The organism is Bacteroidia bacterium, from assembly GCA_040880525.1.
Lineage (GTDB): Bacteria > Bacteroidota > Bacteroidia > CAILMK01 > JBBDIG01 > JBBDIG01.
In genome coordinates, this window is sequence record JBBDIG010000017.1 from 67,724 (window position 1) to 87,100 (window position 19,377).

General features: G+C 45.2%; 13 protein-coding genes. 4 read left to right on the forward strand and 9 right to left on the reverse strand.

Annotation, left to right across the window (positions count from 1 at the left end):
- Positions 1–5 precede the first annotated feature (5 nt).
- Together WD077_04290 and lipB are read right to left on the reverse strand one after the other, a co-directional pair.
- The gene (locus WD077_04290) at positions 6–827 is read right to left on the reverse strand and encodes a hypothetical protein (GenBank protein ID MEX0966433.1); all 822 of its coding nucleotides are present in this window, start codon (positions 825–827) and stop codon (positions 6–8) included.
- A 386-nt stretch (positions 828–1,213) separates the two neighbouring features.
- Positions 1,214–1,927, reverse strand: a complete 714-nt coding sequence (lipB, locus tag WD077_04295) for a lipoyl(octanoyl) transferase LipB (GenBank protein MEX0966434.1) — start codon at positions 1,925–1,927, stop codon at positions 1,214–1,216.
- Between the two features lie 160 nt (positions 1,928–2,087).
- Here lipB and WD077_04300 point away from each other — a divergent pair, with 160 nt between their 5' ends.
- The 4 genes from WD077_04300 (at position 2,088) to WD077_04315 (ending at position 8,807) form a co-directional block, all read left to right on the forward strand.
- Positions 2,088–3,170 carry a hypothetical protein gene (locus WD077_04300; GenBank protein MEX0966435.1) on the forward strand — a complete coding sequence of 361 codons (1,083 nt, stop codon included), beginning with the start codon at positions 2,088–2,090 and terminating at the stop codon, positions 3,168–3,170.
- 58 nt (positions 3,171–3,228) lie between these two features.
- Complete coding sequence (locus WD077_04305; GenBank protein ID MEX0966436.1) at positions 3,229–5,259, forward strand: DEAD/DEAH box helicase; 2,031 nt, start codon at positions 3,229–3,231, stop codon at positions 5,257–5,259.
- Between the two features lie 235 nt (positions 5,260–5,494).
- Complete coding sequence (locus WD077_04310; GenBank protein MEX0966437.1) at positions 5,495–7,708, forward strand: bifunctional alpha,alpha-trehalose-phosphate synthase (UDP-forming)/trehalose-phosphatase; 2,214 nt, start codon at positions 5,495–5,497, stop codon at positions 7,706–7,708.
- 13 nt (positions 7,709–7,721) lie between these two features.
- The gene (locus WD077_04315) at positions 7,722–8,807 is read left to right on the forward strand and encodes a mechanosensitive ion channel domain-containing protein (GenBank protein ID MEX0966438.1); all 1,086 of its coding nucleotides are present in this window, start codon (positions 7,722–7,724) and stop codon (positions 8,805–8,807) included.
- A gap of 145 nt (positions 8,808–8,952) precedes the next feature.
- On the opposite strand, the gene WD077_04320 is transcribed toward WD077_04315, so the two are convergent.
- The 7 genes from WD077_04320 to WD077_04350 all read right to left on the reverse strand — a co-directional run bounded on the left by WD077_04320 (position 8,953) and on the right by WD077_04350 (position 19,357).
- Positions 8,953–10,509, reverse strand: a complete 1,557-nt coding sequence (locus WD077_04320) for an aldehyde dehydrogenase family protein (GenBank protein MEX0966439.1) — start codon at positions 10,507–10,509, stop codon at positions 8,953–8,955.
- Positions 10,510–10,705: 196 nt separating this feature from the next.
- Positions 10,706–12,883 carry an OmpA family protein gene (locus WD077_04325; protein ID MEX0966440.1) on the reverse strand — a complete coding sequence of 726 codons (2,178 nt, stop codon included), beginning with the start codon at positions 12,881–12,883 and terminating at the stop codon, positions 10,706–10,708.
- A 70-nt stretch (positions 12,884–12,953) separates the two neighbouring features.
- Positions 12,954–15,146 (reverse strand): glutamine synthetase III, encoded by a 2,193-nt coding sequence (locus WD077_04330; protein MEX0966441.1) that lies wholly within the window; start codon positions 15,144–15,146, stop codon positions 12,954–12,956.
- Positions 15,147–15,287: 141 nt separating this feature from the next.
- Positions 15,288–15,746: a DinB family protein gene (locus WD077_04335; protein ID MEX0966442.1), complete on the reverse strand. Its 459-nt coding sequence runs from the start codon at positions 15,744–15,746 to the stop codon at positions 15,288–15,290.
- A 184-nt stretch (positions 15,747–15,930) separates the two neighbouring features.
- Positions 15,931–16,569 (reverse strand): DUF502 domain-containing protein, encoded by a 639-nt coding sequence (locus WD077_04340; protein MEX0966443.1) that lies wholly within the window; start codon positions 16,567–16,569, stop codon positions 15,931–15,933.
- Positions 16,570–16,599: 30 nt separating this feature from the next.
- Positions 16,600–17,877, reverse strand: coding sequence for a phosphoribosylamine--glycine ligase (gene purD, locus WD077_04345; protein MEX0966444.1), 1,278 nt, complete (start codon positions 17,875–17,877; stop codon positions 16,600–16,602).
- 274 nt (positions 17,878–18,151) lie between these two features.
- On the reverse strand, positions 18,152–19,357 hold the full coding sequence (locus WD077_04350; GenBank protein MEX0966445.1) for a zinc-dependent metalloprotease: 1,206 nt from the start codon (positions 19,355–19,357) through the stop codon (positions 18,152–18,154).
- Between the last annotated feature and the right edge of the window lie 20 nt (positions 19,358–19,377).

The following is a 19,377-nucleotide window of genomic DNA, read 5'->3' on the forward strand; positions in this document are numbered from 1 at the left end:
CTTAATTAATCAAGTTGTTTCCAGGTAGATCCATCGTATAGATAAAGGTGATCATCGGTCACATCATACACTATTGATCCTTCCTGAGGATTTGAATAACCGGTTCGCTGGACGGTGCTCATCCTGGGCATCAGGATTCCGCTTGTAGTGCTGCGAACATCCAGTACCGACTTAGGATCGTCCGTTCCGATACCTATACGATCGTTATCAGAATCCACATAGAAAACGCCATTGTCCACATCAAGGTCAGCATTTACAATATCTACTTTGGCCTGGTCCTCATAGTTGCTTATGATCATACGGTCCGTTTCGGAACCGGATCCATCCTGCGTTTGCAGCCGAATGCTCTCATTGGGGCTGCCTGATTCGAGGGAGAAGTTCATGTCTTGCTGGCTCGTGCTCGTTAATCCACCATTGGTATCAAGGCCTGCTGAGTCAATTTCAAAAACCAGCACGGGAGGATTGGCATCGTTCCAAATCTGGAGCCTGGAGCCGTCTACATTAAAAGAGAAGCGGTCGGTATCATTACCCAGTGAAAGCAGCATTTGCAATTCCGGAATAGTACCGATACCGACAGCACCTTTTGGCCGGAAAATTATATTTCCGGTATTGATGCCCTTTGTTTCGATATTCAAATCGCCCACACCGTTTACGCCAAACAGGGATGAATCCACGCCCGGGGCAGAAGTGATCACAAGCTGTGGGAAAATGCTATCTACTATATGAAGAGCAGATTGCGGGTCCGTGGTTCCGATACCCACTTGCGCATGTACCCCACTTGTGAACATCAGGCAGAGGAACAATATATATTTTGAAGTATCTTTCATTGCACTGCGTATTTATCCGGTATTTTAAGGAGCTGTAAAATTATATCGAAAGGAAACCCGGAAATAGTAAATAGCTACATAAATATAACACGTGAAAGATTGCACAGGGCGAAAACATAAAGTGCGACCTCAATTAATAGTCCGGCTTATGCGCTCAGCAGTGGTTTCTGAGCACAAAATTCTTTTACTGAAGCAGATAAAATGATTGGATAAAACCCTGGCGGGAATCACAAAAAAGATATTTTTCAAACTCCCTGGCGGCCTTTTGTCTTCGTAAAAGCCAGAAACCTTACAGCGGTTTGAATTCAGGCTATCGGTATGTCCAGGCCAAAAACACCATAACAGTTCCTGATTTTCTGACATGCTCCTGTCAGCTCATAATGTTTTTAAACGGCCGGTTCGCTGATCAGCTCAGCATGGAACAGATTCGCAAAATGGTGCTTCACCACAGCTTTTACCTCAGCCATATTGAGAGGTTTGCCTAGTTCCTTCGCCATAGAAGTGACATCCTTATCCTTGATGCCGCAGGGAATAATATGATTAAAATAGCTTAAGTCCGTATTAATATTAAAAGCCCAGCCATGCATAGTAATCCAGCGGCTGCATCGTACACCTATCGCGCAAATTTTTCGTGCATGGAATTCATCATCCGGTTCCAGCCACACACCCGTGTAGCCTGGGTATCGCCCCGCCACTATACCGTATTCAGCCAGGGTAAGGATCATCGTTTCTTCCAGAAGCCGGAGATACTTATGTATATCAGTAAAAAAATTTTCCAGGTCCATCACCGGGTAGCCTACAAGCTGTCCCGGCCCATGAAAAGTTATATCGCCACCCCTGTTAATCTTAAAAAATTCAACACCCTTTTCTTTCTGTTGCTCTTCGTTTAATAATACATTATTAATATCTCCACTTTTTCCCAGAGTATAAACCGGAGGATGCTCACAAAAAAGTAAATAGTTTTTCGTTAGCTTTTCATATCCTGGTGTATTTCTATTCTGAATTTTTTGATCAACTATATTTTTAAAATAATATTCCTGAAGATCCCATGCTTCTTTATACCGGATTTTTTCTAAATCCCTGAAAATAATTTTATTCATAGTGCAAATTTCGGATTTTCTGAAAAGAAGCATGATAGCCCCCGTTAACGCTGGATGCAGCTTCATGGCAGAATCTATAAGATCCTCTCGGAGTGCTATTATTTATTTGCCCCTGTTCAAAATTATACAGAAATTAGCCGGTTGAAATAAAAGGCTTCCTGTGATTGAAGAAGAAGAAGTAAAAACGAAAGAGCAGCATTACGAATTAATGTTTCTCTTGTTCAATGATGAAAATCTAGGTTGGCTGGCCGATCCTTATGCTGTGCTGACAGACGAAGATGGCGAACACAGCTATGATTGCCACCGGCTATATCCTAATACCGTAAGCGATTACGATATTGAAATGACGGATTGGCATAAGGAAATCTTTGAATATTGGAGCGCCACTACCATTGCACAACTTGAACAAAAATTTGTAGTAAAAGGCAGGGGTAAACCTAAAACCCTTGAACAAGTGCTTCTGGATAAAACCTTGAAATTGCAGGTTCGTGATTTCCTGGACCGGAAGCTGGCCCGCATGCTGGAAATGATCCACGACTACACACTTGAAGAAGGTAACCTTCAACGCGACAGACGATTTCCACAAAACCTCCTGTTTCTTCAGGAAAAGCGATCCGATAAGTTTACCAAGAATCCGCTTACTATGGCCACCTCCAGGTTGGATGCCGTATTTAAATTTGAACGGACAGGAGATGAAATTCTCTACACCCTCACGCCAAAAACCGGGGGAAAGGAAGTGAATCTGATGCAAAAGCAAGTTTATGTAATTACTGCAGAGCCGGGTTGGATCATCATTGGAAATAAGCTCTTACGAACAGCCGGCAGCCTTACAGGAAAGAATTTTCTCCCATTTTTAAAGACTGAAGTAATTACTATTCCTAAACGGCTTGAAAAAGATTACTTCAAAAAATTCATTTTAAAAACAATGAAAAGCAGCCAGGTAGAAGCGGAAGGTTTTGAGGTAGCTGAACAAAGTGCAAAACCAATCCCTGTGCTGAAAATGGGTGAGAATTTTCTGCAAAATTCTCCGGCTATGATCCTGACGTTCCGCTACGGTGACCAGGAATTTTATTGCCATGACAAGCGGGAAAGCCATATCAGAATGGTGGTCAGTGACAATGATGATATTAAAGTGCAGAAAACCTTGCGAGACATGAAATGGGAGAACGAACAGCAGGAAAAGCTGACGAACATTGGAATGGAATATTTAGGAGAAGGTTTTTGGCAACCTGCACTGGACTGAGGAATGATTTGGATAATTGAAATTGCGACTGGCTCTGCCCGAAACGCTATAGAAAAGAATGATAAAAGAATTGGAACGGGAAAAAATAAAACGGCTGGATCAGTATGAACTGATAGACTGGCTGAGAAAGAAAACATCGGTTTTAACAAAAGCTGGGTTTGAAATTGAACAACCGGTTTTGTCCGGAAAGCAGGTGAGCCTGGAAATACCTAAAATTAAAATGAAGGTAGATACCACGGACAATGACTGGCTGGACATTGAGGCCGTGGTAAAAATCGGAAAATTCAATATTCCTTTTATTAAATTCAGAGACCACATCCTGAACGGCAACCGTGTATTTGAATTGCCTGATGAAACCATCACAATTCTTCCGGAGGAATGGTTTGCTCAATACAAAGAAGTATTCCAACTGAGCGATGAGGAGGACGGGAAGCTTTGGCTGGCCAAAAGCCAGGCAGGTCTGTTGAACCTGAAAACCAACGGACTGAAAGAACATGAGCAGGAAGACTTTACGCATTCTATAGAACAACCGAAAGCGCTGCAGGCCACGCTACGCCATTACCAGCTCGAAGGACTGAACTGGATGAACCATCTGCGGGAGCAGAGGCTGGGAGGTTGCCTGGCTGATGAAATGGGATTGGGCAAAACCCTTCAATCCATTGCCCTTTTGCTACACGTCAAGGAATGCCAGACGCAGGAAGAACCCATGGCAGCCTACTCTGATATTGGCGAAACGGGATACCAGGATGATCCGCAGCTCGACCTCTTCAGCATATACAAGCGGGATCTCGCCCGAATCAAAAGGTTGCGGGCATTGATCGTTATGCCTCTTTCTCTCATCCACAACTGGGAGCATGAAATTGCCCGTTTCGTTCCGGGAATGAAGGTGTACAAACATGCCGGCCTCGACAGGACGCGCAACAGCAGCGTTTTTAATCTCTTTGATGTTATTCTTACCACATACGCCACGCTCAGAAACGACATTGACATCTTTGCGCATTTTGGTTTTAATTACCTGATCCTTGATGAAAGTCAGCATATTAAAAACCCAAAGTCAAAAACTTATAAAGCCATCACTGAAGTAGAAGCGCAACACCGCCTGGTACTCACGGGCACGCCCATCGAAAATTCGATCAGCGATCTCTGGGCACAAATGAATTTTGTAAACCCCGGCATGTTGGGGAGTTATCATTATTTTAAAAATGAATTTATATATCCGGTTGAGAAAGAACGGGATGAGAAAAAGCGGGAGAAGCTCAGAAAACTTATTTCTCCCTTCATCCTGAGGCGCAGGATCCGCGATGTTGCGCAGGAACTCCCCGAACGCAACGAGCAGGTTTTCTACACGGAAATGGAGACACGGCAGAAAAAGCTGTACGAAGAAGAGAAGTCGCGCGCACGCAACCAGATCCTGGAAAACATCCGGAAGTTTGGGAAAGCGAAGAGCAATATTCTCATCCTTAAGAGCCTGAGCCGGCTGCGCCAAATCGCCAACCACCCTGCACTCGTAAATTTTGACGAGGATGAACTGGACCTCAATGGGGTCAAAACCAACTATGATGAAGAAGATTTTCTTTATGCTTCAGGGAAGTTTCAGGACGTGACCAACCAATTGGATCAGATCATCAGTGAGGGCCATAAAGTCCTGATGTTCTCGCAGTTTGTAAAGCACCTGGATATTTATAAGGAGTGGCTGCAGGATGAAGGCCTGAAATATAGCTACCTCATTGGCAAGCGAAACCGTAAAGAACGGGAGAAAGCAATTGATCAGTTTCAGACGGATCCCGAAACGCAGGTTTTCCTGATCTCATTAAAGGCAGGCGGCACTGGCCTCAATCTCACCGCAGCGAGCTATGTTTTTATGCTGGATCCCTGGTGGAACCCGGCCACTGAGAACCAAGCCATCAGCCGGGCCCATCGCATTGGGCAGGACAAAAATGTATTTGCCTACCGCTTTATTACTGTGGATACGGTAGAGGAAAAGATCATGAAGCTGCAGGAAAGGAAAAAAGAACTGGCAAGCGACTTGTTGCCGGACCAAGGCGGCTTCCAACTCACGGAAGAAGAAGTGGGATATTTATTTACCTGATCGCGCAAGCATTTCCCGGTTCTATAATCCCGCGATTTTTCACAGCCAGAAACCGGAAGCTGGTTGGCTTGGAAATCCGCTAAACCATTGCGCCACGCAGATACAAAATACCACATTCAGGACATAAAATATCCGATTTGCATTTTTTGCGGACTTCCTTCAACCTATCCATATTCATAATTGTAATTATTAAAGATTATGAGTTTGAAATAAACCTGCAAAACCGCTCTCCCAAATGAAGAAACTACTGATTGTATCGAACAGGTTGCCCATAAAAGTTGGCAGCGATGGAAATAATTATATAATAAATAGAAGTGAAGGAGGACTTGCCACCGGCCTATCATCTCTTAATAATGAGATGGAGACGGAATGGGTGGGCTGGCCGGGAATTGCCACCACCACCAAAAAAGAGGAACGTGAGGTATCCGAAAAAATGGGCGATAGCTATCATGCTGTTTTCATGTCCAGGTCAGAAGTAAAGAATTATTACCAGGGGTTTAGCAATGAAACCATCTGGCCTCTTTTTCACTGCTTTACAGGTTTTGTTGATTATGATAAAGCATATTGGGAATCCTATAAAAAGGTGAACCAGCGGTTCTGCGATAAAGTGGCCGAGGTAGCCAGCGAAGGAGATATTATCTGGGTGCAGGACTATCACCTGATGTTATTACCGGAAATGCTGCGTCAAAGACTTCCAAATAATCCAATCGGTTTTTTCCTGCATATACCCTTTCCATCCTACGAGTTGTTCAGGACCCTCCCGTGGCGAAATGAAATTCTGGAAGGTTTGCTAGGCGCTGACCTGGTAGGATTCCATACCTATGAATATATGCGCCACTTCGCAAGTGTAGTTTCCCGGATTTTAAGCCATAAATGCAATTTGGGTGAAATAAGAACACGAACGCACTCATGTTTTATTGATGCTTTCCCGATGGGGATTAACTACGATAAGTTTCATAATTCTTCTCAGGATCAAGCTGTTAATGGGCAGATACGGGAGTTCAAGGCAAGATTCGGAGGCTTCAGGCTCATCCTTTCTGTTGACCGGCTGGACTATACAAAAGGCATCCTGGAGCGGCTCCGGGCATTCGGAGCACTGTTCTCAAAATATCCTGAGCTCAAGGAAAAAGTATCGCTGGTGATGGTAACCGTGCCTTCCCGATACAACGTAGAATCCTACAAAAACCTGAAAGAACAAATAGATGAACAGGTTGGGCATATTAACGGGAAGTTCTCCACCCTTTCCTGGACGCCCGTTCATTATTTCTACCGTTCCATTCCTTTTGAGCACCTGACGGCTTTATATAATCTGTCCGACATCGGGCTTGTAACACCTCTGCGAGATGGGATGAACCTTGTGGCGAAGGAATACATTGCCAGCAAGCAAAACCAGCGCGGGGTATTGATATTGAGCGAATTGGCAGGATCGGCCAGTGAACTTACCGATGCCATAATGGTGAATCCTAATAACGAAGAGGATATTGTGGCCGCTTTATATGATGCGCTCAATATGCCGGAAGATGAACAGAAAAGAAGAATTGAAAAAATGCAGGCGCATATCAAAAAGAATTCGGTGGAAAAATGGGCTCAGGATTTTACCGGTAGCCTTTGCGCAATTGCAGATAAAAGACACCAAAGAGCCAGGAGCATCATAAACGGCCAGGTAACTAAAACCATTGCAGCAGCTTTTACAAGGGCCCGCAAGCCACGGATTATCCTGGGCTATGACGGAACGCTGGTTCCGTTTGATGAAAACCCGGCAATGGCTGAGCCTACACCTGACATATTGAGAATCATTGAAGAACTTCAGCAAAAATGTGATCTCATTATAACGAGTGGCCGCGACTTTTCCAGCCTGGAGCAATGGTTTGGCAAAACCGGGGCAGATCTGGTTGCCGAACATGGCATCTGGTTTAAAACCAACAATGAATGGTACAAACATGCTGAAATGGATACATCCTGGAAAGATGAAGTAGATTCGCTCCTGCAACAGTTTATATTAAAAACGCCCGGTTCTTTTATCGAAAATAAAACCTGTTCATTAGCATTTCATTACAGGAAAACAAACCAGTTCCTTGCGGAGATGCATATTCCCTACATTATAAAGGCCCTTTCTGCAGTCTGCGTGAAACACAGGCTGGAATTATTACAGGGAAATAAGGTGCTGGAAGTACGTATTTCTGGCATCAGCAAAGCCACTACTGTACGCAGCCTGCTGAATAATGATCAGCATGATTTCCTGATGGCCATTGGAGATGATGATACGGATGAGGACGTTTTCGGGGTATTGCCTTCCCACGCCTATACTATTAAAGTAGGAGATGATGAAAGCATCGCCCGGTACCGGATAGAAAATGAATTAAAAGTAAAATCGCTTCTCAACGAATTAATAAAGGTTAAAAAACAGCGAAAATCTCCAGGTCAAAAATCCGGGGTTTTGACCCATTAATATAAGCATGCGAATGGTCGGAGAAGTTTGGGTAAATATTGCTATAGTAGCAGGGGCCATTATTGTCGCTCTCCTCCTTCATTATGTGCTGTTTCGTTTTCTGCAAAAAAGCCGAATTTTCCATGAGCGGGAAAAAGTCCTCATGTTTTGGCAGCAGCTATACAGCCCGGCCAGGGTGCTCATGGTGCTGCTATCAATCTTTATTGTTTACAGAACTGTAGATGCTTTTACCCTTCCTGTTTCCTCCACGATTCGTCATCTGCTATCCATCGTATTTATTCTTGTCGTTGCCTGGCTTACTATTAAATTAATTCGAGCCGGACGAATCATATTGATGCGGCAGTATGACCTGCAGTCCGCAGATAATCTGGCGGCCAGAAAAGCCTATACCCAGATTTACATGATCGAGAATATCCTCCATTTCCTGGTAGGTGTTTTAACGATCGGTATTATTCTGATGACATTTCCGCAGGTGAGGGAGGTGGGCGTGAGCCTTCTTACCTCGGCAGGGATTGCCGGCATTATCCTGGGTTTTGCCGCGCAAAAACTTATTGCCACCATCCTGGCGGGAATCCAGATCGCCCTTACACAGCCATTCAGAATTGATGACGTGGTGATTGTAGAAAGGGAATGGGGCCGGATAGAGGAGATCAACCTTACTTATGTGGTCGTCAAAATATGGGATGAACGAAGGCTCGTAGTTCCTACCATATACTTTATTGAAAACCCCTTTCAGAACTGGACGCGTACCAGCGCGGAAATTTTGGGAACTGTCTATATCCTTACCGATTATCGTTTCCCGGTAAGTGCGCTACGGCAGGAACAAACTCGGCTCCTCCAGACTACAGATCTCTGGGATAAACGCGTGAACGTGTTGCAAGTAACGGATGCAAAGGAAAAAACAATGGAACTCAGGGTATTGGTGAGCGCCAGCGATGCTTCTTCGGCCTGGGATCTTAGAGTATTCCTCAGAGAAAAGCTTATTGAATTTATTCAGAAAAATTACCCGGAAAGCCTGCCGCTAACAAGGGTTGAAATGAATGACCCTTCCGGCAAAAAAGAGGATAAAGCAAAAAAACCAGGCCCCGTGAACTTTTAATAAAAATGCTCTCGTATTTCAATAACTCCTGTTTCCAGGTTAAAATAAAATATTCAGTGCCAATATTTTTATTCTCTGGAATTAAACTCAATCCAAAATATTTATATTCAAAAAACGGAGTAAAAAATAAATGCCTGAATGCTTCTCAAATTACAAATTCAATCCCCTGCGCCAGAGGTAATTCCTTGCTCCAGTTAATGGTATTGGTTTGCCTGCGCATGTAGCTCTTCCAGGAATCGGAACCGGATTCGCGGCCTCCACCGGTGTTTTTTTCACCCCCGAAAGCCCCGCCAATTTCTGCTCCTGAGGTGCCGATATTCACGTTTGCAATACCACAGTCGGAACCACGGGAAGACAGAAACAGCTCGGCTTCCTGCATACTATTCGTAAAGATTGCGGATGAAAGTCCCTGCGGCACATCGTTATGGATTCGGATCGCCTCCTCAAGTTGCGAATACTTCATAAGGTAGAGAAGCGGAGCAAATGTCTCCTCACAGACGATTTTGAAACCCGGATCCGCTTCGGCTATGCACGGACTGACGAAGCATCCGGAGGCATACTTTTCGCCTTCGAGTTTTTCGCCTTCGCGGGCAATAATTCCACCTTCGGCCTTTACTTTTTCTATGGCATCAAGGTACATCTTTACCGCGTCCTGATCAATTAAAGGCCCAACGAGCGTCCCGAGATCGAGCGGATGGCCAATGCGCAATTGCTGGTAAGCATGTACCAGTTTCTCACGCACTTCGTCATAAATACTGTCGTGTATAATGAGCCTGCGCGTGGAAGTGCAGCGCTGGCCGGCCGTTCCCACAGCTCCGAAAACAATTCCTTTAAGAGCCAGTTCCAGATTTGCATTGGGACTAATGATAATGCCGTTATTGCCTCCCAGTTCCAGCAGGGTTTTGCCAAGCCGCCCGGCCACTACCTGGCCCACTTTGCGCCCCATCCCCACCGAGCCTGTAGCTGAAACAAGCACCACATTTTCATCGGCTGCCAGGGCCTGGCCGATTTTAGCATCTCCAATCGCCAGGTTGAATATTCCCTCCGGAAGCTCATTTTTCTTCAGCACCTGCGCAATGATATTCTGCACCGCTACAGCACAAAGCGGAGTTTTTTCAGAAGGCTTCCATATCATTACGTTTCCACAAACTGCGGCCAAAAAAGCGTTCCATGAATAAACGGCTACGGGAAAATTGAATGCGCTGATAATACCCACGATCCCCAGCGGATGCCATTGTTCGTACATGCGATGATCAGTGCGCTCTGAATGCATGGTAAGTCCGTAGAGCTGGCGCGAAAGGCCCACGGCAAAATCACAGATGTCAATCATTTCCTGCACCTCACCCATACCTTCTTCGTATATCTTGCCCATTTCATAGCTCACCAGTATGCCCAGGTGATGCTTGTATTCCCTGAGCCTGTTGCCAATTTGCCGCACAATTTCTCCGCGCCTGGGTGCCGGGAGTGCCCGCCAACCCGGGAAAGCCTTTCTGGCTTCAGCAATAATCTCCTCGTACTGTACAGCATCGCAAGCCGAAACCCTGGCAATGATATGCCCGTCAGCAGGCGACAAGCTCTGGATCTCCTGTGCGCTGCTTCCTTTCAGCCATCTTTGGCCGGTGCCGGCTCCTGAATTCTCTGTGGAAATTCCGAGTGCCTTCAGGCTCTCCTTTATCTGTTTGTCATAAGGCCGATGTGTCATACTGGTATTTTATAATTAATGTAAAATTTGAATTCAAAAATAGAAGGATTCTAAAGACTAATGTGGCCGGGCTAATACGGAAGCTCCCCTGCCCTATGCTGCCACCTGTTGCTTTTCGGGTAAAACATTTCCAAAAAAAAGAGGGATGCAGCATTAGTTACCACATCCCTCTTTCACCGAATTTTACAACTGATGGTTATTCCGGATACCTGGAACTACCACCGGGTTTATTTTCCTTTTCAGGACTTGGCTCTCCAGGACTTGCGCCTTCAGGTGCCGGACCTTCCGGATTTTCCTGTTCCTCAAGCAGTCTTTTTTTCTCTTCTTCCAGGCGTTTTTTCTCTGCATTGATTATATCCTCCTCACTTCCAAGATTTGGATCTTCAAGTTCTCCGCTTTCCACCATTTTATTTACGGTTTCGCTGTTCTTGGTTTCAGGATTATAATCCGTTGCTAAAATCCTAAAGGTAGTCCGCCTGTTGGCCTGGTGTTCAGCTTCAGTACAACCCAGGCCTGCTCCTGCTCCATCCTCGCAAGCACATTCATTCGCAAGCTGGGTTTCACCATAGCCTTTGGCAAATAATCTTTGCCTGTCAATGCCATTCCTCACCAAATAGTCCACAGCAGAGTCTGCCCTTCTTCTAGAGAGATCCTCATTGTATGCCATTGTGTTCCGGCAATCTGTATGTGATCCCATTTCAACAACGAGATATGGATTTCTGCTTAACAAATCAACAACGGAGTCCAAGACACTGGCGGCATCAGGTCTGATGAACGCTTTGTCCAAATCGTAAAAAATACCGCTAATGGTAATAACGGTGATGTACGGATCGAGATATAGATCCTGATATAGATCGGTGCTTACCCTCAGCCCGACAGTGGTTTGAAATTCTTCTTTGCTGTTAAAGTATTGTTGCTTTTTCGCCATGACCTGATAATCCGACTCAGCATCCAATGTAAACTCATAGCTTCCACTTTCGTCTGTAGTATCGTATTGTGGCTCATCGCTGGTGCTGCTGATGAGTGTAACGATTGCATTGGGAATCACTTCTTCTGTTTTCAGGTCCTTAACCTGTCCGCTCAATGTAAATATGAGTGGGTTCAGGATAAAAGAATAAATATCATCGCCACGGCTCCGGGGTCTGTTAGAGGTAAAAAATCCTTCATTACCCGACTCATTAATAGTAATTCCAAAATCATCACCACCTGAATTCAATGGTGAACGCAGGTTTTCAGGTTCCGTCCAGTCGGTTCCGGTTCCGTAACTTCTGAAAATATCCAGGCCGCCCATTCCCAGGTGATAATCAGAAGAGAAATACAGGACGGTATCCTCGCGGTGATAAGGAAAGAATTCATCCCCGGGGGTATTTATGGTAGGGCCTAAGTTCACGGGATCACTCCAGGTACGTCCTCTTTTAACATAAAAGCTCACCCAGATATCATGTCCGCCCAGTCCGCCTTCCCTGTTGCTGGCAAAGAACAGCTTGCTCTCGTCTGCTGAAAGAAAAGGCTGGCCATATCTATCAAGGAGATTTGAATCAGCACAAAAAGGTAAGGGGCCTTCTACGTTCCAATCTTTGCCTCGTTTTCTGGCTTCATAGATCCGGCAGGTGGAATCTTTTCCATTGGCACCATTGCATTGCGTGTAATACATCACCGACCCGCGCTCATTAAAAGCGGGTGTACCTTCATTGAAGTTTGTATTTACGTCTCCGGTGAGGGCTGCAGGATTTGCCCAGCGGTCGAACCTGCGGCTCCTGGCTTTATCCATAGAATATATATCGCTGTACCCCATGCCGGTCCATCCGTAGGTTTTATTTCCCTGAGATTCAGGTCTGTCAGAACTAAAGTAGATTGTGCGGTCACTTTTATAATACATGGGCGCAAAATCATTATCACTGCTATTGGCAAACCTGAAATTCTCTACCTCATAGCGGGAACCCTCCTCAATCCACTTCAGCGCAAGCTCACATGCCCTGATCTCGAAATCGGCTAATGTATCACTGGGAGCAGCTTTCTTGTAATTCTGAAATGAGACGATGGCATCCTCATACTTTTCCAGTTGCTTCAGCATCCGGCCATGGTAGTAATGTGCGATGGGATCAGGATAGCCGATGCGGATCGCTTTCTTATACTGAATTTCTGCCTGGCGATATTCATCTGCACGCCTGTAGCTCTCTGCAGTTAAAAACGCTACTTCCTGTTTATCCTCTCGGTTGTACTCTTTATTGCTGTATAACCTCTTGTACATTTCAGCAGCTACAGCATACTCACTTTGTTTGTACGCTTTATCCGCTTCTTCGCGGGAAGCTTTACAGGAAATCAATGCAATGGTGAAAATTATTGGGGTAAGGTAATGCAGGTATTTTCTCATTAGGTCTCGATTTGTGCGGACTAAGATAGGCTGATTTTTAAATTCTGTTAAAAAAAGACTTAATTTACGGTTAACGCAAAAATAACAATTCGCGGTACTTAGGTAAGGGCCAAAGCTTGTCCTCTACCATGATCTCAAGCTTATCCGCATGATAACGAATGTTATCCATGAACGGCTTTACTATATGACAGTAAGCCAAAGCCTTTTCACGCGGATCTTCCAGTTCATTTGCTTTCTTCCGCTCGTTAACCATTTTCTTCACGTTTTCTTTAATTAATGAAACATTAGTGGATATTTTCTTAATTGTATTCAGAACCGCTTCTGCTTCATCTTCCAATCCTATTTTCCTTAGTCCAAGCTGATTTTTAATTAATACATTCTGATAACGGATCGCTGCAGGAACAATATGCGTAAGAGCGAGCTCTCCTGTTAAGCGGGATTCTATTTGCGTCCGTTTCGTATAAATATCCAAAGTAATTTCATGCCGGGCTTTTATTTCCCGCTCGGTTAAAATGCGGTTCCCAATAAAAACTTCTTTGGTTTTATCTGATAAATAGGCATCTAAAGCCTCCGGAGTTGTTTTTACGTTTGCTAATCCACGTTTTTCAGCTTCGGCTACCCACTCCTCACTGTAGTTATTTCCCTCAAACCTCACTGATTTTGATTCCGCATTATACTTTTTCAGGATCTGTAGAATAGCCATTTCTTTGGCCTCTCCCCCTTCAATGAGCTGGTCAACCTCTACTTTGAAGCACTTCAACTGGTGGGCAACAATGGCATTCAAAACCGTCATAGGTGAAGCCACATTTGCAGACGATCCTACGGCACGGAACTCAAATTTATTTCCGGTGAATGCAAAAGGCGATGTACGGTTCCTGTCAGTATTATCCCTGCGAATGTTTGGAATTTTAGGAATATCCATCTTAAAGCTAGCCTCGCCATTACCGGCATCCTCAATAAAGTGTTCCTTTTCCTGTTCCAACTGATCCAACACCCGCGTGAGTTCAGATCCCATGAACATGGAGATAATTGCCGGAGGCGCTTCATTGGCTCCAAGCCGATGATCATTTCCGCTTCCGGCTATGCTTGCCCGAAGCAATGGTGCGTGATCGTGAACGGCCTTGGTGACATTAAGAAGGAAAGTAAGAAACTGAAGATTACGAATAGATGTGCTGCCGGGCGAAAGCAGATTGACCCCGGTATCAGTGCTGAGCGACCAATTGTTGTGCTTTCCTGAGCCATTCACGCCTTCAAAAGGCTTCTCGTGTAAAAGACATATAAAGTGATTCCTGCGGGAAATTTTGTCCAGAATATCCATCAGCAGCGCATTATGATCTACCGCAATGTTTACCTCTTCAAACAAGGGGGCACATTCAAACTGGCCGGGAGCAACTTCATTATGTCGAGTTTTCAGGGGAATACCGAGTTGAATGGCCTCACGCTCCAACTCCACCATAAAGGCATTTACGCGCTCCGGAATAGATCCGAAATAATGATCCTCGAGTTGCTGGCCTTTTGCAGGAGCATGGCCGAAAAGTGTGCGACCCGTCAGCATCAAGTCAGGCCGGGCGAATACCATCGCTGAATCTACCAGAAAATATTCCTGCTCCACTCCCAATGTTGCGATCACCTTTTTTACCTCCGGATCAAAGTAGCGGCATACGTCCACGGCTGCTTTATCCAGGTTATGAAGCGCCCGAAGCAGGGGAGCTTTATAGTCTAGTGCCTCTCCGGTGTAGGAAACGAAAATGGTGGGAATGCAAAGCGTTACACCAGCGCGCGTTTTCATCAGAAATGCCGGGGAACTGGGATCCCAGGCTGTGTAACCTCTTGCCTCAAAAGTATTCCTTATGCCGCCACTGGGAAAGCTTGATGCGTCAGGTTCCTGTTGTATCAGCGCATTGCCCGTAAATGCCTCAATAGCTTCTCCATCTTTGAGATCAAAAAATGAATCGTGTTTCTCTGCCGTCAATCCCGTAAGGGGCTGAAACCAGTGGGTGTAATGAGTGGTATCGCGTTCCATGGCCCAGGTTTTCATGGCAGTGGCCACGGCATCAGCAACCTGCGGATCTATGCTTGTACCCTCATGAATAGCGGATAACAAATCATTATAGGTTTCTCCTGACATATATTTCTTCATCGCCTTTAAGGAGAAAACCTGGCTATTGTACAGTTCTGAGATCTTTCGCTTGTCAGTCCCATTTGTACTTGGTTCCGCATTCTGTTCTATGGTATGCAGGGCTCTGAAACGCATCTCTAACATAATTTAAATGATAATTAATATGGAGAAAAAATGGCTGTAAAATTACACCAAAGGCTGTCAATTCCTGATTTTCCTGGCAAGGATTGTTTTCAGTCTGTTGCCAAAAAGATAAAGAAAGTTCGTCCTCTCTGATCCTCTGCGTTATAGCTCTGATGTTTTGCGTTGAAAGAAGATGTAATCTGTAGCCAGAGGTTCCGTTCCACTTTGACGCAGGAGGAGATTGATCTGCCCACGGTGATAGGCCCCATGCAAAAGCAAATGATCCAGGATTTCCCTTAGTGTGGAGCCATAGCGCTCTCCTTTAGAGTTGGTATAAATGACTGATCGTTCCAGATCATTCTCACTGACTTCCACCAGCAACCGGCTCCAGTCGCTGTAAACCCGCAGAAAATCCTTCCGGGTTTGCACAAGGTCCTGATCGGGCCAGATGGCAACCTTTGTACTGTCCCCGGCAGCACGTTTATGCCACACTGCCAGGGCACTTGCTATATGCGCGAAAATTTCTATGGCTCGTCCCGTTATATTTTCAGCAGCAGCAAAATCCAGCAGTTTAAGATTTATATTTTGATCATAATCAAAAAGATGGGGGTACTCTCTCATGCAAATCAAAGGTGTGGTTTGAACCGGTTGTGAAGAACTCCGCAGGTTCCTGACCGGCTCATGTTTTCAAATAATTTATGCTATAGAGAGAAGATTTAAAAAGACTACATTTGAAATAGTTCCCCGGTGTAGACCTTATCAGGTTGGATTTTAATTTCCTCCAGATTTTTCCAACTTGTTCATCTTACCGGGGAATTTTTCTCTCAGACTCCTCCTCCACTATTTCCTTCTCAGCACCAAAACCTGTTACTCCTCCTGAAACAATAAATTTCATTGTTTCCGTGCTGTTTGCATCCAGTTTCTTGATTTTTTCAACGGGCACAACGAATAGATTTCCGGAAAAATTATAGGAATGGGGAAAATAAACGGCCACATAGCCTTTTACATTCAACACGTCTAAATTTTCACGGGTTAAAAATCCCAGTTTACAAACTCCGTTTGATGTCATTTCTACCATCACCGGAACCTTGAATTTCTTTTTGTCTCCGATGAATGCTTCCGTCAAATCCTTAATAGACGTATAAATAATATTCACCAGCGGCATTCTGTTCATGATTTGGTCAATCAGCCTCAGCAGGCTATCCGGGAGAAAGATCGTAACCAGATATCCGATCAGGGTAATAATGCCCACCACCAGCATCAGGCCCAGGCCCGGTATGCTAACCGGGATCAGGTTATCCAAAAATTGAATTGTGGCTACAATTACATAAATGGTAACTGCGATGGGAAACAGGAAAAGAAGCCCCCGTAGAAAATAATCAAGGAATACCCTTACCTGTGATCTATCACGCTTTGCCGGTAACATCTGGTGCTCATTCTTCATATTAAAAAATAATGTGCTTTCTTTTAATCATTAATTCAAAAGATCATTCCCTATATCTTCCCGGTATTCCTTGTTTGCAAAGTCAATTTTATTTGCTTCGCGATAAGCCATCTTGCGGGCTTCTTCAAGCGTATCGGCTAAGGCAGTAATGGAAAGAACGCGGCCTCCATTAGTTATCACTTTATCTTCAAAATTTTTGGTTCCGGCATGAAATACCAGGCAATCCTCGCATTTTTCCAGCCCTGAGATCACCTTTCCTTTTTCATAGCTTGCGGGATATCCTCCGGAAACCAGCATTACGGTAATGGCATTGCGGGGATCAACTTCGAGAGATTGGGATTTCAGAGCGCCTCTTGCCGTATCAAAAATGGCGGATAAAAGATCTGACTTGATCCGGGGCACCACCACCTCCGCTTCCGGGTCTCCTAATCGAACGTTGTATTCTATAACGAAAGGCCGGCCCTCTACCTCCATCAACCCAAAGTAGAGGAATCCGCGGTAGTGCATTCTCTCCCTGCGAATTCCCTCAAGTGTTGGACGCACTATCTGATCTTCTATCCTTTGCATCAACGCTGCATCCGCAAACGGCACCGGAGATACAGCGCCCATCCCACCGGTATTCGGGCCTTTGTCGCCCGCAAGCAGCCGTTTATAATCTTTGGCGGTGGGCATCATCACATACTCCTTCCCATCCGTCAGCACGAAAACAGAAAGCTCTCTGCCGCTCAGGAACTGCTCTATTACCACCTTGTTACCTGCCTGCCCAAACTTCTTTTCTTCCAGTATATTTATCAGTTCCTGTCGTGCTTCCTCCCCCGTTTCAGGAATGATGACGCCTTTCCCTCCTGCCAGTCCATCCACCTTTATGACCACCGGCAGCTCGTGCCCATCTATATATTCCAGCGCTTGCTGCAGTTCGTAGCTCTGAAATTCACGGAATTCGGCCGTTGGAATATTGTATTTCTGCATGAAATGTTTTGCGAAACTTTTGCTGCTCTCCAGGCGGGCGGCTGCTTGGTCAGGACCAAAAACCGGAATATTTTTCAACGCCTCATTTTCTCTGAAATAATCCACAAGCCCTTCTGCCAGGGGCTGTTCCGGTCCGGAGATTACCAGCGCTATATTGTACTCTTTCACCGCTGCAGCAATCGCTTCAAAATCAGTGGCCTCAAAATCCAGGTTGACACCGGATGAATTGGTTCCGGCATTTCCGGGCGCAATGTAGAGCTGGCCGCAATCCGCACTCTGCAAAATCTTCCAGGCGAGCGCATGTTCCCGGCCACCTGCGCCAAGTAATAATATATTCATTCAAGAAAATTTGTAGCAGCAAAGGTAGGGGCCACACCCATGAAATACCCGTAGGAGTACCAGTTTACCCATATCAGCATTCTCCGTCCTGAAGAGCCTGATCATATAAAGTAAACCAAGTAATTGGAAAATCAATAATCTAATGAGAATAATGATGAAGCTATCTACAATAGTTCGTCTGAAAACTCAGACTATCAGAATAAGCTATTTACTGGTAAGCCTTGCGGATTGGAACAGGCGGCAATTTTCTGAATAGACTATTGTATTCATTAATTTAATAAACCACAATTTTTACCGTCTTTGCTATTCCGCCATATAGTGCCTTGACTACATATAACCCGGAAGAAAGGGTTCCTAGTGAGATCTTTTGTTGTGCAATAAGGATTTCAGGAAAAGTCCGCTCTCCTAACAGCTTTCCCTGTACATTATAAACCATCACAGTAACTGATTCGCGGTCATCAAAAAGTGCATTCAGTATGAGGGATTGGTCATCCTGGCGATAATAGATATCAAGTTCATCTTCCGTTACCTCACTATAATCAATGAAATCTTCCTGGCAGCCGCTTTCCACCAGGTTCGTAAAAGTCGTAAGTTCCGGACGGTAGGTAAAGATGGCATCGCGCATCGCTTTCTTTTGCCCTGCGGTAAATACATTCATGCAGTCATCTGTGCTATAGTCCATGAAATTGGCCGTCTGCCTCACAAAACCGCATTGTTCAGGTTCGGGACAGAGGGGTGGCGAGGCAAAGAACTGCCCGGAGCATAAAGGCGTATCATCAATTCCATCATCATCATCGCATCCTCCTTCACCGCTTTGATCGCTACCCCAGGGATGGGGCAGATTGAAGTAATGGCCAACTTCATGGCTCATGGTATGGCCTAACCTATAGATAGGGCTGTGGGGCGTATTTCTGCCCACAAACCTGTACACCATAACTACTCCATCAAAAGGCTGGTTGGCGGCCTGGCTGGCATAATAGGAATAACCCTGAGTACGGCTATTTCCATCAATGGAGCGAACGATCCAGATATTCAGGTACCGCTCCACCGGCCAACGGCTAAGATCTTTTGTCAGCATTTCTTCTTCGGTAAGCAAATCGGTCAGCGGACTTTTGACGCGTACAACGCCATTTGAGGGATTGCCATTAGGATCAATGCTGGCGAGGCAAAATCGGATGCGCGCATCGGCTCCGGCAGGATCGTCATTGGCTCCGCCACCATAGCGTCCATAATCCTCGTTCAGTACCTCAATTTGATTCTGCAACAGCGAATCGTGCAAGTTTTCCTGCCCATCCTCATGTATCACATGAAAAACCACCGGCACCAATACCATTTGATTTTTATCCTCAGTTTTAAATGACGGGGTAGTAAAATGGGGAAACATTCCCCGCTCTTCCAGCCGTTCAGACATTTCTGGCGTCATGCAATGGCGCTGGCCATCCGCCACCTGAGCTCCGGACTGATGCCAGGGAAAGATCATTAAAAAAATCAGTATAAAAA

Excerpts from the sequence above, each read along its gene's own strand:
- WD077_04290 (MEX0966433.1), bottom strand. The coding sequence starts at position 827 with ATGAAAGATACTTCAAAATATATATTGTTCCTCTGCCTGATGTTCACA.
- lipB (MEX0966434.1), bottom strand. The coding sequence starts at position 1,927 with ATGAATAAAATTATTTTCAGGGATTTAGAAAAAATCCGGTATAAAGAA.
- WD077_04305 (MEX0966436.1), top strand. The coding sequence starts at position 3,229 with ATGATAAAAGAATTGGAACGGGAAAAAATAAAACGGCTGGATCAGTAT.
- WD077_04310 (MEX0966437.1), top strand. The coding sequence starts at position 5,495 with ATGAAGAAACTACTGATTGTATCGAACAGGTTGCCCATAAAAGTTGGC.
- WD077_04315 (MEX0966438.1), top strand. The coding sequence starts at position 7,722 with ATGGTCGGAGAAGTTTGGGTAAATATTGCTATAGTAGCAGGGGCCATT.
- WD077_04320 (MEX0966439.1), bottom strand. The coding sequence starts at position 10,509 with ATGACACATCGGCCTTATGACAAACAGATAAAGGAGAGCCTGAAGGCA.
- WD077_04325 (MEX0966440.1), bottom strand. The coding sequence starts at position 12,883 with ATGAGAAAATACCTGCATTACCTTACCCCAATAATTTTCACCATTGCA.
- WD077_04330 (MEX0966441.1), bottom strand. The coding sequence starts at position 15,146 with ATGTTAGAGATGCGTTTCAGAGCCCTGCATACCATAGAACAGAATGCG.
- WD077_04335 (MEX0966442.1), bottom strand. The coding sequence starts at position 15,746 with ATGAGAGAGTACCCCCATCTTTTTGATTATGATCAAAATATAAATCTT.
- WD077_04340 (MEX0966443.1), bottom strand. The coding sequence starts at position 16,569 with ATGAAGAATGAGCACCAGATGTTACCGGCAAAGCGTGATAGATCACAG.
- purD (MEX0966444.1), bottom strand. The coding sequence starts at position 17,877 with ATGAATATATTATTACTTGGCGCAGGTGGCCGGGAACATGCGCTCGCC.
- WD077_04350 (MEX0966445.1), bottom strand. The coding sequence starts at position 19,357 with ATGATCTTTCCCTGGCATCAGTCCGGAGCTCAGGTGGCGGATGGCCAG.